Source organism: Streptomyces spinoverrucosus, assembly GCF_015712165.1.
Lineage (GTDB): Bacteria > Actinomycetota > Actinomycetes > Streptomycetales > Streptomycetaceae > Streptomyces > Streptomyces spinoverrucosus_A.
Window position 1 is genome coordinate 1 of record NZ_JADPZX010000003.1, and the last position, 14,905, is coordinate 14,905.

General features: G+C 70.4%; 13 protein-coding genes and 1 pseudogene. 4 read left to right on the top strand and 10 right to left on the bottom strand.

The annotated features are described in order from the left end of the window. Positions 1-1,984: heavy metal translocating P-type ATPase (locus tag I2W78_RS37510; protein ID WP_307784036.1), on the bottom strand; the 1,984-nt coding region annotated here is incomplete at its 3' end. Positions 1,985-2,106: 122 nt separating this feature from the next. Further along, positions 2,107-2,418 (bottom strand): DUF1490 family protein, encoded by a 312-nt coding sequence (locus tag I2W78_RS37515; protein WP_196465233.1) that lies wholly within the window; start codon positions 2,416-2,418, stop codon positions 2,107-2,109. A gap of 261 nt (positions 2,419-2,679) precedes the next feature. Between I2W78_RS37515 and I2W78_RS37520 the strand changes: the two genes are divergently transcribed. The 3 genes from I2W78_RS37520 to I2W78_RS37530 are packed head-to-tail and all read left to right on the top strand — an operon-like array spanning position 2,680 to position 5,409. Continuing rightward, positions 2,680-3,618: a metal ABC transporter solute-binding protein, Zn/Mn family gene (locus I2W78_RS37520; RefSeq protein ID WP_196465234.1), complete on the top strand. Its 939-nt coding sequence runs from the start codon at positions 2,680-2,682 to the stop codon at positions 3,616-3,618. A 7-nt stretch (positions 3,619-3,625) separates the two neighbouring features. Next, the gene (locus tag I2W78_RS37525; protein ID WP_374222750.1) at positions 3,626-4,492 is read left to right on the top strand and encodes a metal ABC transporter ATP-binding protein; all 867 of its coding nucleotides are present in this window, start codon (positions 3,626-3,628) and stop codon (positions 4,490-4,492) included. Next, entirely contained in the window at positions 4,489-5,409 is a 921-nt protein-coding gene (locus I2W78_RS37530) for a metal ABC transporter permease (RefSeq protein WP_230887081.1), read from the top strand. Before I2W78_RS37525 ends, I2W78_RS37530 begins: the two co-directional genes overlap by 4 nt. Here the strand turns inward: I2W78_RS37530 and I2W78_RS37535 are convergent. The 7 genes and pseudogenes from I2W78_RS37535 to I2W78_RS37565 all read right to left on the bottom strand — a co-directional run bounded on the left by I2W78_RS37535 (position 5,343) and on the right by I2W78_RS37565 (position 12,230). After that, entirely contained in the window at positions 5,343-6,281 is a 939-nt protein-coding gene (locus tag I2W78_RS37535) for an MIP/aquaporin family protein (protein WP_196465235.1), read from the bottom strand. The two genes, I2W78_RS37530 and I2W78_RS37535, sit on opposite strands and share 67 nt — an antisense overlap. Before the next feature lie 338 nt (positions 6,282-6,619). Continuing rightward, positions 6,620-7,750: a site-2 protease family protein gene (locus I2W78_RS37540; protein ID WP_196465236.1), complete on the bottom strand. Its 1,131-nt coding sequence runs from the start codon at positions 7,748-7,750 to the stop codon at positions 6,620-6,622. 20 nt (positions 7,751-7,770) lie between these two features. After that, positions 7,771-9,155 (bottom strand): annotated as a pseudogene (gene nhaA, locus I2W78_RS37545) (Na+/H+ antiporter NhaA). A gap of 32 nt (positions 9,156-9,187) precedes the next feature. Beyond that, positions 9,188-9,592: a CBS domain-containing protein gene (locus I2W78_RS37550; RefSeq protein ID WP_196465237.1), complete on the bottom strand. Its 405-nt coding sequence runs from the start codon at positions 9,590-9,592 to the stop codon at positions 9,188-9,190. Then, entirely contained in the window at positions 9,579-10,004 is a 426-nt protein-coding gene (locus tag I2W78_RS37555; RefSeq protein WP_196465238.1) for a DUF3040 domain-containing protein, read from the bottom strand. The genes I2W78_RS37550 and I2W78_RS37555 overlap by 14 nt, the downstream gene beginning before the upstream one ends. Positions 10,005-10,065: 61 nt before the next feature. After that, positions 10,066-10,881, bottom strand: coding sequence for a slipin family protein (locus I2W78_RS37560; RefSeq protein ID WP_230887082.1), 816 nt, complete (start codon positions 10,879-10,881; stop codon positions 10,066-10,068). Beyond that, positions 10,878-12,230 (bottom strand): NfeD family protein, encoded by a 1,353-nt coding sequence (locus I2W78_RS37565; RefSeq protein ID WP_307784037.1) that lies wholly within the window; start codon positions 12,228-12,230, stop codon positions 10,878-10,880. The genes I2W78_RS37560 and I2W78_RS37565 overlap by 4 nt, the downstream gene beginning before the upstream one ends. A 181-nt stretch (positions 12,231-12,411) precedes the next feature. Between I2W78_RS37565 and I2W78_RS37570 the strand changes: the two genes are divergently transcribed. After that, on the top strand, positions 12,412-13,518 hold the full coding sequence (locus I2W78_RS37570; RefSeq protein ID WP_196465239.1) for a PucR family transcriptional regulator: 1,107 nt from the start codon (positions 12,412-12,414) through the stop codon (positions 13,516-13,518). Positions 13,519-13,586: 68 nt separating this feature from the next. On the opposite strand, the gene I2W78_RS37575 is transcribed toward I2W78_RS37570, so the two are convergent. Beyond that, a complete protein-coding gene (locus I2W78_RS37575) occupies positions 13,587-14,645 on the bottom strand; it encodes a PucR family transcriptional regulator (RefSeq protein WP_196465240.1) in 1,059 nt (352 codons plus the stop codon). Positions 14,646-14,905: the final 260 nt, after the last annotated feature.

Consider the following 14,905-nt stretch of genomic DNA (forward strand, 5'->3'; position numbering starts at 1 on the left):
CGATGGACAGGGTGTAGTTCTGCCGTACGACGCGCAGGGTGTGCCGGCTGAGTTCCACGACGGCGGCGACATTGCGCAGGTCGTTGCCGGCCAGGGCGATGTCGGCGGTCTCCAGGGCGACGTGGGAGGAGTGGGCGCCCATGACGATGCCGACGTCGGCGAGCGCCAGGGCGGGGGCGTCGTTGGTGCCGTCGCCGACCATCGCCACGCTGTGCCCCTCGGCCTGGAGGTCGCGGATCAGCTGGAGTTTGGCCTCGGGCAGGGCGTGGGCGTGCACCTCCGTGATGCCGAGTGCGTCGGCCACGGCCTGGGCGGTCTCGGGCGCGTCGCCGGTCAGCAGCACGATGCGGGTCACTCCGAGGTCCGTGAGCTGGCGGACGACGGTGTCGGCGCCACCGCGAACCGCGTCGGACAGGCCGAGCATGCCGATCAGCTTGTCGTCGTGGGCGAGGCAGATGACGGTCTCGCCGCCGGCGCGCAGTCGGCTCGTCCACTCCAGGGCCACCTCGGACAGCTCCAGACCGTGGCGGCGCAGCAGGGCGGGACTGCCCACCAGCAGGCGGGTGCCGTCGAGTTCGGCGCGTACGCCCATACCGAGGACGACCTCGCAGGCTTGGTGGATGGGGATGTGCAGGTGCTGTTCCTCGGTGCGCCGGACGATGGCTTCGGCGAGCGGGTGGCGTGCGTGCAGCTCGCCGGAGGCGGCCAGGCTGAGCACCTCGTCGGCGGTGACCGTCTCGTCGAGCGTGACGACGCTGGTGACCAGGGGGCGGCCGAGGGTGAGGGTGCCGGTCTTGTCGAAGACGACGGCGGTGACGCGGCCGATTCCTTCCAGGTGGGTGCCGCCTTTGATGAGGGTGCCCCTGCGGGCGCCGTTGCCGATGGCGGCGCTGATCGCGGTCGGGGTGGCGAGGCCCGCGGCGCAGGGGCAGGCGATCAGCAGCATGGTCATCGCCCGCCTGGCGTCCCGGGTCAGCACATAGGTGATCCCGGCCAGCGCGAACGAGACGGGCACGAAGCGGCGGGTGAAGGCGGTGGCGACGGTCTGGATCGGGGCCCGGTCGGCCTGCGCCTCCTCGACCCGGGTGATGATCCGGCCGACGACCGTCTCCTGTCCGACCGAGGTGGCCCGGATGGTCAGGGATCCGTTGGTGATCAGGGTGCCCGCGTACACCTCGCTGCCGGGCTGGACGTACACCGGGAGCGCCTCGCCGGTGATCGCGGCCTGGTCCACGAGGGCCTCGCCGGAGGCGGCGGTGCCGTCGACGGGGACGCGGTGGTGTTCGTACACCGCGACGACGTCCCCGGCCCGGACCTCGGCGAGGTCGACCTCCACCTCGACGCCGTCGCGGACCAGCCAGACGCGCTCCTCGCCGATGGAGAGCAGTTCCTCGATGGCGCGCCGGGTCCGCCGCAGGGTGATGGCCTGCAGGAACTCACCGATGTTGAGCAGCCACAGCACCATGAGGGCGACCACGTTCTCGCGCAGCACGAGTGAGATCACGGTCGCTGTCGTCACCAGCAGATCGGTGCCCGCGTGGCGTCGGCCGCCGAGGGTGCGTGCGGCGCCACGGAAGAACGGCAACCCGGTGAAGACGGTGACCGCGCCGAGGAAGCCCGCCGAGCCGGCCGGCGTCCACGGGGGCCGGCCGAGCAGGCGCCGTACTCCCACCAGGGCGAGCACCGCACCGCCGACCACCAGCCGCGCGACCTCCCCCGTGGAGGAGTCGGGCACGGACCGGCTGGCCCTGGCGGGCACCCCGGGCGGCGGTGCCTCGTCGAGGGCGGCGACCAGCCGGTCCACGTCGAGCAGATCGGGCTGCACCCAGACGATCACGGCACCGGTGCGCGGGAAGATACGCAGGGCCCGGAAACCCGGAAGATCGGTGAACCGCTCATCGACGATCCCGGCGCAGCCGGGCCGCGCCCGCAGCCAGGGCACCGTCAGCCTGACGCGGCCCGCTGCGGCGGAGCGCACCACCACGCCGGAATCGGAGGCCGGGCCTGGAACCGGGCTACGTGCAGGACCTGCGGGGGAGCCGGAACCGGGCACGGGAACGTCGCCGGGTGCGGACATGGCGATCGCCTCTCAGCGCTCGTGACCTGTCAGTGCTCGTGATCGTGGTCGTGTCCCTCGACCCCGACCGCCGAGGGGGGCCGTGCCTCCTCGCCCAGCTGCTCCCTGGCCTCCGCCAGCAGGTCTCCGGCCTTCAGGCGGGCTTCCTCGGCGGCCTCCCCGAGCCGTCGCCCGGTCGTGATGCCACCAGCGATGCCGCTGACCAGAAGCCTGCGGGCGGCCGGTTTCGCCCTGGGCGCAGCTTTGGCGGCCCCGCGCAGAACCAGGACGCCGGCGGTTCCGGACAAGGCGTAGTGCGCGATACGGCCCACGACCGCACCTGCGAGAGCGGCGGGATGCATCGTGGTCTCCTTCCGCGGAGCGGATCAGCCGTCTTCGACGCGGTAAGTCCATTGTCGTCCCACGGCGGGCATGGTGCACCAGCCACGGGAGGCGGCTCGACTCCGAGGGCGGCCCGTCGGAGCGACGAACGGGCAAGACTCGGCAATGATTGTCATATGAAATGGCTGGAAGGTGTTATTGACATTCGTTTCCACCTAGCGTGATGCCGAGGCCGGGCAGGTCGAGCCCGGCGGACAACCCACCTCGTCGTGGAGGGATCCATGCGTGCGTCCTCGCGCCGACTTCCGGCGTCGCTTACAGTCGGTGTCTTCCTGGTCTTCCTTGCGGGGTGCGGCGACTCGTCCGACCCCGGAGGCGGCGGCGCTGCGCAGAACCCCGCCGCCTCGTCCACTGTTCCGGTGGTGGCCTCGACGAACGTCTACGGGGACATCGCCGAGCAGATAGGCGGCGGGAAGGTTCAGGTCACGTCGATCATCAGCAACCCCGACCAGGACCCGCACTCCTTCGAGGCCAACACCCAGAACCAGTTGGCGCTGTCCAAGGCGAAGGTCGTCATCGAAAACGGCGGCGGTTACGACGACTTCATCGGTCGGATGCTGAAGAGCAGCGACAACTCCTCCGCCGAGGTGATCAACGCCGTCGAGGTCTCCGGGAAGACCGCTCCGGCGGGCGGGGAGCTCAACGAGCACGTCTGGTACGACTTCCCCACCGCCGCCAAGCTTGCCGACCGGATCGCCACGGCCCTGGGCAAGGCGGCCCCCGACGACGCGGCCACCTTCACGAAGAACGCCGAGACCTTCAAGGCGAAGCTCGAACCGCTTCAGACGAAGGAAGCACGGATCAAGGCCGACCACGGAGGTGATCCGGTGGCCATCACCGAGCCCGTGCCGCTGTACATGACGGAGGCGAGTGGCCTGGTCAACAAGACACCGGAAGAGTTCAGCGAGGCCATCGAGGAAGGCGACGACGTCTCCCCGAGGGCCCTGCGCGAAACGCTGGCACTGTTCACCGGCAAGAAGGTCGACGCGCTGGTCTACAACGAGCAGACCTCCGGCCCGCAGACCGAGCAGGTCGAGCAGGCGGCCAGGACCGCCGGGATCCCTGTCGTCCCCGTCACCGAGACCCTGCCCGAGGGCAAGGACTACATCGGCTGGATGACCGCGAACGTCGACGCGCTCGCGAGCGCGCTGGGCAAGTGAGGCCACCGTGGCTTCCCTGCCCCGTGCCCGCGAGGTCGGCGTCGAGGATCGTGGCGCGGACGCTGCGGTGATCAGCCTGCGCGGCGCGGCGCTCGCCTACGGCGACCGTGTGCTGTGGCGGGACCTCGACCTCGACGTGCGGCCCGGGGAGTTCCTGGCCGTGCTCGGCCCGAACGGATCCGGCAAGACCAGCTTCGTCCGCGCCCTGCTGGGCCAACGGCAGCTGGCCACCGGCACCTTGACGGTTCTCGGACACCTGCCCCGCAAGGGCAGCCGGCACATCGGATACGTCCCCCAGCAGGCCACGCTGCCCGCCCACGCGATGCTGCGCGCCCGCGACCTGGTCCGGTTCGGCATCGACGGCCACGCCTTCGGACCCCGGCTGCGAACGAGCGCGGTACGCCGCCAGGTCGACGAAGTCCTCGAGTCCGTGGGAGCCGCCGCGTACGCGGACGTCCCCGTCGGCCTGCTCTCCGGCGGTGAGCAGCAGCGGGTGCGCATCGCGCAGGCCCTCGCGACCGACCCCCGGATCCTGCTCTGCGACGAACCGCTGCTCTCCCTCGACCTCCACCACCAGCGAGCCGTCACGGAACTCGTGGACGCACGGCGCCGCTCCCACGGCACCGCCGTGGTCTTCGTGACCCACGAGATCAACCCCGTCCTGGGACTGGTGGACCGCGTGCTCTACCTCGCCCGCGGCAGCTTCCGGGTCGGTACCCCGGACGAGGTACTGACCTCCGAATCGCTGTCCCAGCTGTACGGCACACAGGTCGACGTCGTCCGCGTACGGGACCGGATCACCGTCGTGGGCGTCCCCGACGAAGCGGCGGAGCCACCGCACCACCCCGAACCGCCGCACGGAGCACGGCCATGACTGTCGCCGAGGGGATCTGGCAGCAGATCTTCAACTTCGACAACTACGGAGAACTGCTCGCCCTGGTCCGCAACTCCCTCATCGCCGGCGCCGCGCTCGGCCTGGTCGGCGGCCTGGTAGGGGTCTTCGTGATCATGCGGGACCTGCCGTTCGCGGTGCACGGCATCAGCGAGCTGTCGTTCGCCGGCGCCTCGGCCGCGCTGCTGCTGGGCGCGAACATCGTGGCCGGCTCGATCGTCGGCTCGCTGATCGCGGCCGGGGCGATCGGCCTGCTCGGCTCCCGTGCCCGGGACCGCAATGCGGTGATCGGCACCCTCATGCCGTTCGGACTCGGGCTGGGCGTGCTGTTCCTCGCCCTGTACAAGGGCCGGGCGGCGAACAAGTTCGGCATCCTCACCGGACAGATCGTCGCCGTCGACACCCCGCAGATGTCCTGGCTGCTCGGCACGTCCGCCGTGGTGCTCGTGGCGCTGGCCGTCATGTGGCGGCCGCTCGCCTTCGCCAGCGCCGACCCGGAGGTGGCCGAGGCACGTGGCGTGCCGACACGGGCGTTGTCGTTCGCCTTCATGATCGTGCTGGGCCTCGCGGTCGCCCTGTCGGTGCAGATCGTCGGGGCACTGCTGGTCCTCACCCTGCTCGTCACCCCCGCGGCAGCGGCGGCCCGGATCACCGCATCCCCCGTGCTGCTGCCCGTACTGAGCATGATCTTCGCGATGGCCTCGATCGAGGGCGGGATACTGCTCGCCCTCGGCAGCAGCATCCCCATCAGCCCCTACGTCACCACCATCTCGTTCACGATCTACATCGTCTGCCGCCTGGCGGGCACACACCGGACCCGGCGGTGGAACGGCTACTCCTCGTCCGCAGTCGTGGGCCGCGTCCGACCGGGCTCCGGTGGTGCGCCGGCACGCAGGTGAAGGACGTCACCGATGAACAGGTCGTACACCAGCACTCCGATGACGCCGCCGACGAGCGGACCGACGATGGGGATCCAGAAATAGTTACTGAAGGCACCGGACGAGGTGCCCGGCATCGCCAGATCCTGCCAGCCCGCGGCCCAGGTGAGCAGGCGCGGGCCGAGGTCACGGGCGGGATTGATGGCGTAGCCGGCGTTCGCACCGTAGGACATGCCGATCGCGCCGACGGCGAACCCGATGATCAGTGGACCGAGGTTGGCTCTCACCGCGGTGTTGCGCAGGTCGATGACGGCAACCACGAACATCACCAGGAACGCGGTGCCGACGATCTGGTCGAACAGCGGTCCCCAGATGCCACCGTGGAAGTACGGCGCCGGGAATGTGGCGAAGATGGAGAAGGACGCGAGCGTGTGACCATTCGTCTTCGGGCCTTCCGCGGCGGCGTCGTACGTGTTGATCGCGTCGTGGTACACCCCGTACACCAGAGCGGCCCCGGCGAACGCTCCCACCACCTGCGACGCCATGTACGGGAGGACTTTGGCCCAGGGGAACTTCCGGCGTACCGCGAACGCCAGTGTCACGGCCGGGTTGATATGAGCCCCGCTGACCCCGCCGGCCACGTACACGCCGAAGACCACCGCCATGGCCCAGCCCCAGGTGATCAGCAGCCAGTCTCCGGCACCCAGGAAGAACGTGGTGGGCCCGGAGGTGCGACCCGAACCCGGCAGGCCCGCGACCGCCATCGCGACCACACCACACCCGAAGCTGATGAGAACGAAGGTTCCGAGAAACTCTGAGAGGCATTCACCCAACAGACCTGCCCGGCGCCTGAGCCGCGAGGGCTTGAGGAGGGGCTGGATTTCTACGGCCATCTGGTCCTCCCAGACTCTCGTCCGGCTGCGTCAAAGCGCAGTCGATACCGTCGTGACGCGAGCGAGGGCCTTGGCAAGCACCAAGAGAACCCTGGTTGTGGCCCTACTGTCCGGTCGGCCCGCCGCTGCACGTTCTCTCGGCCAGTGCTTGGCACGCTACCGTGACCAGTCGACTACCGCGCGTCACGTTCACCCTTCGAACCTGCCACAGGGAGATGGCGGCCGTGGCACTCACCGGGCGCCGCGGGCGAGTGGACGGCGCGCGAGAGCAACGGCCCAAGTACTCCATACGGGTCCGTCGCCGCGGGGCCGGCGACGACCGTGGCGCCATGCGGTGCTCATCCGGCCCCGTTCCTGCGCAGTCGGCGGCGCTGGGTGAGGCGGACGATGTCGTGTGCGGTGATGATGCCCGTGAGGTGGCGGCCGTCCAGGACGAGGATCGGCAGGCCGCCCGGTGGGCGGAGCTGCTTGAGGGCCTCCTCCAGGAGGTCGCCCGGCGCACAGGTGGTGCACTGGGACAGGGGAGTTGCCACGTCGCGCAGGCGCAGTGTCTCCCGTTGGGGCACCGGGATCCGGGTCAGCTGCGACAGCTGGAGCACGCCGCTGGGGCTGCCGTCGAAGTCCAGGAGGGGCAGCGCCGAGTGGCGGGCGTCGATCGCGGGGTCGTCGATGAAGCGCTGGACGGTGATCCAGTCGTGGGCGGTCTCGACGGGGCTGGACATGGCGTCGGCGGCTCGCAGCCCCCTCAGTGCGGAGGTCAGGGACGTCTGTTGCAGCTCGGCCTTGGCGGCGATCATGACGAAGAAGCCGATGAGGGCCAGCCACAGTCCGCTCCAGGCGCCGCGCAGGAACAGCAGCCAGCCGAGGACGATCAGCAGGATGCCGAGGATCTGTCCGCTGCGGCCGGCCGTCCGTTCGGCCCGCTCGCGGTCCCCGGTGCGCCACCACATCACGGCCTGCACGACCCGTCCGCCGTCGAGCGGGGCGGCGGGCAGGAGGTTGAAGACTCCCAGCAGAAGGTTTGCCCAGCCCAGCCACACCAGCACGGCCGCGGGCAGTTGCCAGCCCGGTCCCGCGCTCAGTCCCGCGCCTGCGCCGAGCGCCGCGCCACCGGCGATCAGGCTGGTGAGCGGTCCGCTCACGGCCACGAGGAAGGCCGCCCCCGGGGCGGCTGGTTTCTCCATCTCCGTCATGCCCCCGAGTGCCCAGAGCGTGACGCTGTGGACGGGGATGCCCTTGCGCCGGGCCGCGACGGCGTGCGCCGACTCGTGCGCCAGCAGGCTCAGCAGGAGCAACAGGGCGCCGACGAGCCCGGCGACCGTGTAGGCGGTCGTGGACCGTCCCGGGAGCCAGGCGGGCAGCGTCCCGCCCGCCAGGCCGTAGCCGAACAGGAACACCAGCAGCGGTACCGTCCAGTGGATCCGCAGAGGGACCCCGGAAACCCGTCCGACGGGTAGTGAGTTCTTCATGACTGTCTCCTGCCGACCTGTCATCCGTCGGCCTTTGAGGGACTGCCGGGTCTGCCGCTCCGGTGCGGGCGGTTCGCGTGCGGGTTTTCGGGAGAGGGGTCGCCGCCGTGCAGTGCGGCGTCTTCGGACTGGTAGATGTCGGGTATGCCGTCGGCGTCCTTGTCGGCGGTCTCCTCCTCGTACAGCCGCCGGTACTTGTTGTTCCGCAGCCTCAGCAGGAGGCATGCCACGAGGGCGGCGGTGAGTGATCCGAGCAGGACCGCGGTCTTGATCTGTTCCTGTTCCGCCGGGTCCGGGTAGGCCAGTTCGCCGATCAGCAGCGAGACGGTGAAGCCGATTCCGGCCAGCATGGCCAGGGCGAGTACGTCCGCCAACGCGAGGCCGGGACCGAGCTCGGCACGGGTGAAACGGATGGCGAGGTACGTACCGCCGAAGACGCCCAGGACCTTCCCCGCCGCCAGCCCCAGCGCCACACCCAGCGGCTCCGGGCTCATGATCACTGCTTCGAGCGTGTCGCCGGACACGCTCACTCCGGCCGCGAACAGAGCGAAGAGCGGCACGGCCACTCCCGCGGAGATCGGCCGGACCAGGTGGGCGATGTGTTCGGCCGGGCGGTGTCCCACCTCTCCGTCCTTGGCCACGCGCAGCAGCAGCCCCATCGCGACCCCGGCCACCGTGGCGTGGACGCCGCTGGCGTGGGTCAGGCCCCAGATGACCAGAGCCAATGGGACGTACCAGTACCAGCCGCGTATGTGTTTTCGCGTGTGCAGGAAGAAGAAGAGGCCGAGCCCGACGAGGGCGCCCAGAAGAGCCGGGAGGTTGATGGATGACGTGTAGAAGAGCGCGATGACGATGATGGCGCCCAGATCGTCGACGATCGCGAGGACAGCAGGAAGGCGCGCAGCGCGGAGGGCAGATGGGTGTCGATCACGGCGAGTACGCCCAGGGCGAAGGCGATGTCCGTGGCCATGGGGACGGCCCACCCGTTCCAGGTGCCGCCTCTGGCCGTGGCGACGATTCCGTAGAGGAGGGCGGGTACGGCCATACCGCTGAGTGCCGCGACGACCGGCACGGTCGCCGTCCTGGGATCGCGCAGTTCCCCGACGACCAGTTCACGTTTGAGCTCGGCCCCGGCCACGAAGAAGAAGAGCGCCAGGAGCCCGTCCGCCGTCCAGTGCGCCACGGAGAGGTCCAGGCCCAGCGCTCCGATGCCGAAGTGGAAGTCCCGCACCGCCTCGTAGGAGTTCCGCAACGGGGTGTTCACCCAGACCAGCGCCGCAGCCGCCGCAGCGAGCAACACGATGCCTCCGACGGTCTCCGTGCGGAGAGCGTCTGCCACGAAGGTGCGCTCCGGCAGCGGAAGACGGCCGAGGAATGTCCGGGGCTTGCCGTTGCGGTGGGGCATGCGGTCGCTTGCCTTTCGGGCGGTGCGTGCGGTCAGACGGTCTTGAGCAGGTGTTCGAGGAGGCTGGTGGCCGTGACGACGCCGAGGAGTCGTGCGGGCTCCCCGGTCGGCCGTTCGACCATCGCGACGAGGGGGCTTCGGCTGCGGGCCATCAACTCCGCGAGTTCGACGGCCGTCCAGTCGGGGTCGGCGGTCGGCAGGAAGGGCCGACCCACGAGGAGACAGTCGGCGACCGTACGCCCGCGAAGGGCGTGGCAGAGCCGGTCGGCGTGCGGCTCGTCGATCACGCCGGCGGGCAGGGCGGCGTACGGCTGCCCCGCGCAGTCCGTCACCACAAGCCCGGGCAGGCGCCGATCCACCGGCAGGCGTACCGCCTCGATGGCATCGGACTCCGTGCTGACCGAGACGTATGACTCTGCGAGATCACGTGCGCGCACGAGTTCCCCCTGGGTATGCCGCCGGTAGGTCGGTGGGCAGTCGTCCACCGCCCGGCTCCGGGCGGCACCGGCGGGGCGCTGTCCTCGTTGGGGCGCGGCGCTGGGTGTGTACCGAGCCCGGCACCAGGCCCTTCTGGGGCGGCGGGTCCTTGTCGACCGGTTGCGGATTGGTGCTGAGCACCGCGGTGAGCAAGAGACCCAGGAAGGCGATGACGGCGCAGACCGTGACGGCGGTTCGCCGCCAATGGCGCTGTTTCTCCCTCACCTCTTCGCTGTCGGCGGGCTGTGCTTCGGGCTCGTCGGGGAACTGCTCGTTGAGCGCGTCCATGGTCGCGGCCAGGACGGGATCGTCCTGGGCGAGGCGTCTTTCGAGCTGTGCGAGGACGCGCTCCTCGTCCATCTCGGGGTTCATGCCAACCTCCTCGAAGCCTTGAGGGAGCGGGCTGGGAACGGGCCGACGGGGTTCGAGGGCGCTACGACTTGTCCATGGCGAGCCTCTCTGCGTCCGTCTTCTCGGTGCCGGCGGGGGTCTGGGGTCGGCGGAGCATGTCCACGAGGCGGAAGATCTCCATCGGCAGCGGGAAGATCAGGGTGGAGTTCCGCTCGGCGGAGATCTCGGCCATGGTGGACAGGATCCGCAGGTGGAGAGCGGCGGGGTGGCCCTCCAGCCGGTCCGCGGCGTCCGCCAGTGTCTCGGCGGCCTCGTACTCGCCCTTGGCGTGGATGACCTTGGCGCGCCGATCGCGCTCGGCCTCGGCCTGGCGGGCCATGGCGCGTCGCATGGCCTCGGGCAGTTCGACGTCCTTGACCTCGACGAGGGTGACCTTGACGCCCCACGGGTTGGTGACCTCGTCGATGATGCGCTGGAGCCGCTGGTTGATCTCGTCGCGTTTGATGAGCAGTTCGTCGAGGTCGACCTGTCCGAGGATGCTGCGCAGCGTGGTCTGGGCGATCTGCGAGGTGCCCTTGATGTGGTCCTCGATGGCCACGACGGAGCGGTTGGGGTCGACGACGTTGAAGTAGGTCACGGCGTTGACCCGTACGGTGACGTTGTCCTTGGTGATGACGTCCTGCGGCGGGATGTCCATGGTCACGGTCCGCAGGGAGACGCGGATCATGCGGTCGACGACGGGAATGATGACGAACAGCCCCGGTCCCTTGGCGCCGATGATCCGGCCGAGACGGAAGATCACTCCGCGCTCGTACTCGGGCACGATCTTCACCGCGGCCATCAGGAGCATGAGCAGGACGGCTGCTCCGATGACGATGCCGATGAGTCCTGAATTCATGATCCGTCCTCCGGTGTGGTGTGCGGTCCGTCGTCGGCTGCCTCGGCGCTCTCGACGATCAGGTCGAGGCCGTCGAGGCCCACGACGCGGACGTGCTGTCCTTCGGCGACGAGGGCCGCGCGGCCGCGGACGGCCCACCACGCGCCGTCGAGCAGCACCTGGCCCCGCTCGCCGTCCACCCGGCGTACGACTGCCTCGCGGCCGAGCAGTCCTTCGTGCCCGGTGGTCGGTGGAGCCTTCCGGGCCCGCCAGGCAAGTCGCCCGGCGAGCACCGAGCCGCCGCCCACCACCACGGCGGTCGGCCACATCACCGCCGGATCGACGCCCAGCTCACCGCGGAAGAGCAGGATCCCGGCGAACACCAGGGCCACCGTCCCGCCCGCGGCGAAGACGCCGACCCCGGGCGTGAGCACCTCCGCGGCGAACAGGGCTCCGGCCAGGATCAGCAGGAGCAGACCGCCGACATGGAAGGGCAGCACGCTCAGCGCGACGAACCCGAGCACGAGCAGGACCACCCCGATGACGCCGCCGACGCCCACGCCCGGGGACGCGAGTTCGTAGATCACGGCGAGGGTTCCGACGGAGAGGAACAGGAACGCCAGCTCGGGGCTGGCCAGCAACTGCCGGACCTCTCCGAAGAAGCCGAGATCGTGCTCCACGAACCGGGCGCCCGCCGTGTGCAGGACGACCTCACGCGGCTCGCCCTGCGAGCCGACGACGACGCGGCGGCCGTCCACCTCGGTGAGCAGGGCCTCGCGCGACGGTGCCACGAGATCGACCACGTCGGCGCGCACGGCCTCCCGGTCGGACACCGACGTGCCCTCGCGCACCATGTCCCGGGCGAAGTCTGTGCTGCGGCCCCGCTGCTCGGCGATGGACACGGCGAACGCGACCGCGTCGTTGACCACCTTGTCGCCGGCTTCCTCTCCCTGACCGGTCACGGGCGTGCCGGCGCCGATGTGCGTGCCGGGCGCCATGGCGGCGACGTGCGCGGACATCGCGATGTAGGCGCCGGCCGACGCCGCTCGGGCGCCGGGCGGAGTGACGTACACGACGACGGGCACGTCGGAGGCCAGGAACTCCTGCACGATCTCCCGCGTCGACTGCAGCAGCCCGCCCGGGGTGTCCATCTCGATCACGTAGGCCGCGTGGCGTTCCTGCTCGGCGAGGCGCAGTCCGTCCTCCAGGTGGTCGGCGACGACCGGGGTGATGGTTCCGTCGACCCGCGTGAGCAGCACGCTCGGCGTCTGGGCCGCGCTCATCGCCGGGGCAGCGAGCAGGCAGCCGAGCGCTGTCAGGAGGACTGCGGCAAGCCTCCGGACGGGACCGGTGGAGCGGGTTCGGGGCACGGGTGTGGTACCCCCTGGTTCCTGACGCTGGGACCCTACATTGCGGATTACCCAGCTGACCTGCGCGGATACGGGTCCCACTGAGACATCGGCGGACATCTGGAGGTCCGCCACCTTGCCGGGGGTCGGCAAAGGGAAGGTAAGCTCGAAGCTCCGCGAGCGGACAAAAGGGGTGGACCCGATGGCTGCCGGCAGCGGTTTCTCCGCAGGGACACGGGGCGGACCGCCCCATGAGGAGCTGCTGGCCCGGACCCTGGTGCGGACAGGCGATCTGGACGCCGAGGACCGCGCCCGACTGATTGAAGCTGCGGCTCACGCCGCTGACAACGGCATCCCGCTGCGGGAACTCATCGACACGTACCTGGGCGCTTTGTGCCGTACCTGCTCACCGTCCGCGGCACGGGATCGCCCCGCCTCTGCGCCGATCCCCGCGGACGTACTACGGCCCATCCGGGACGTCGCGATCACGCTCACCGAGGGCTACGAGGCCGCTCACCGGGCGGCCATCCGGCGGGAAGAGGAGATCAGGCACGCTTTCCTCGACGAACTGTTGCACGGCGCCGGCGACCTCGGCCGGATGGCGGAGCAGGCCCACCGCATCGGCTTCCGGTTCGTCGGTCCGCACCGCGTCGTCGTGGCGCGGGCCGAGGCGCCCTTCCGCGCGGCAGACCCTGCCACCCGGTACGTCGAAGAGGCCATGGCCTCGGGGCGCGGCGCCTGGGAGAGCCTGGTCGCCGCCAAGGACGGAAGGCTGATCTGCATCTGTGCCGGAAGCAGCACGACTGCCGCCTACCACTTCGCTGAGCACGTTCAGCGTTCGGTCGCCCGGCAGCCACAGATCGCCGTCAGCCGCTCCCGGCCGGGAGCGAACGGTGTCGTCCGCTCCTACCGAGAAGCCCGCGAGACCCTCGACCTCGCCCACCGCCTCGCCGTCACCCGCCCCGTCATCCACGCGTCCGACCTGCTGGTGTTCCAGGTGCTCGGCCGGGACAGAGCGGCGATCACCGACCTGGTGGCCACGGTGCTCGGGGGTCTTGAGCAGGCCCGTGGCGGGCCGGACCCGCTCCTGCGCACCTTGACCACGTACTTCGACAGCGGCTGTACCAACACCGTCACCGCACGACGCCTCGGCATCAGCGTCCGGACCGTGGCCTACCGAATCGCCCGCGTCCGCGCCCTGACGGGTTACGACCCCACCATTCCCGACCAGCGCTACTCCCTGCAGACCGCCACGCTGGGAGCGCGCCTGCTCAACTGGCCCGCAGTCCCCTTGCAGCCTTCCGACTGAGGTGAGACGGACATGGAGTGGCCGAAGTGTCGGCGCTCGCCGTGACCGCCAGGCGTGGCTGAACCGCCTCAGAGTTTCTTGGCGGGCCAGTCAAGCAGACGGGCGCCGATTACTGCCGTCTGGAGCATGTACCGGTGCGCGGGGTCGGACGGATCGGCGCCGGTGAGCTTGTGGATGCGTTCGAGCCGGTAGGTCAGGGCGCGCACGCTGAGCGACAGGCGTCGGGCGGCCTCGGCAGCCACGCAGCCGGCATCAAAGTAGGCGGTGAGGGTGTCGAGGAGGGGCTGGGCGCCGCCGCGGGCCGTGGTGAGCGGGCCTAGGGTGTCGACGACCAGGTCGGCCATGGCCTGCCGGTCACGGGTGAGCACGGGGTAGACGAGCAGATCGGCGGCGCGCAGCACCGGGTCGCCCAGGCCCAGGCGTTCGGCCAGCTCCAGGGCGTTGAGTGCCTCTTCGTACGAGTGGACGACGCCGCCGGGGCCGGGCTGGGGTCGGCCGATGGCGACCCGGCCGCCGTCGGTGGCGGCGTGAGCCTGCTTGGCGAAGTGGGCGAGGACCTCGTCCTGGTGGCCGGGGGCGATGCACAACAGCCGGCCGTCCTTGGTGGTGAGCAGTATGCTGCGGTCGCCGAAACGGGCGATGAGAGCGCGCTCCACCTGCCGGGGCACCGGGTCGCCCTCGTCGTAGGCGGCCGGGCCCTGGGCGACGGCGACCGCGTGGGCGTGCGACAGGCGCAGGCCGAAGCGTTCGGCGCGCTCGGCCAGGCGGCCCAGGTCGCTGCGGCCGTAGAGGAGGTCGTCGATGAACTCCCGGCGCGCTGCCTCCTCCTGGCGCACCGCCAGGCGCTGGGCGCGCTCGTAGCCCTCGGCGAAGGCGTCGACGACCTGCTGCACGGCGGTGAGTGCGCCGTCGGCGGTGCCGGGGGTGGCCGGCCAGGCCGCGCGCGCCGCCGACAGATGCGCGCTGATCAGAGCACGCAGGCCGTAACCGGCGTCAGCGGCCTGTTCGCCCAGGACACGCCGGGAGGCGATCTCGTCACGGGTGAGACGCCTGCCGGTGACCGCGACCTCGGCCAGGATGCGGGCATATCCGTCCAGATACTGCTCCGGTATCTCCCGGTCCGTCATGTCGTCCCCCGCATTCTTGACGCGCCGGTGATGGTTTCTTAGCGGCCCACCGGCACGCAGACACTAGTAAACGCTGCCAGGTACCGGCAATGCGCGGGAGTGGCCTGTCCGTGCAGCATGGCTCGTGGGGAGCACGGCGGATGGTTCCGGTGCCGAACACCGGCAGGTGCCCGGCACCGGAACCTGTGGAGCGGTGCGTCACCGATCACGACTCGTGCAGGTCGATGACGAAAGAAGGGGGCCGGGTCATGCGGACGTTT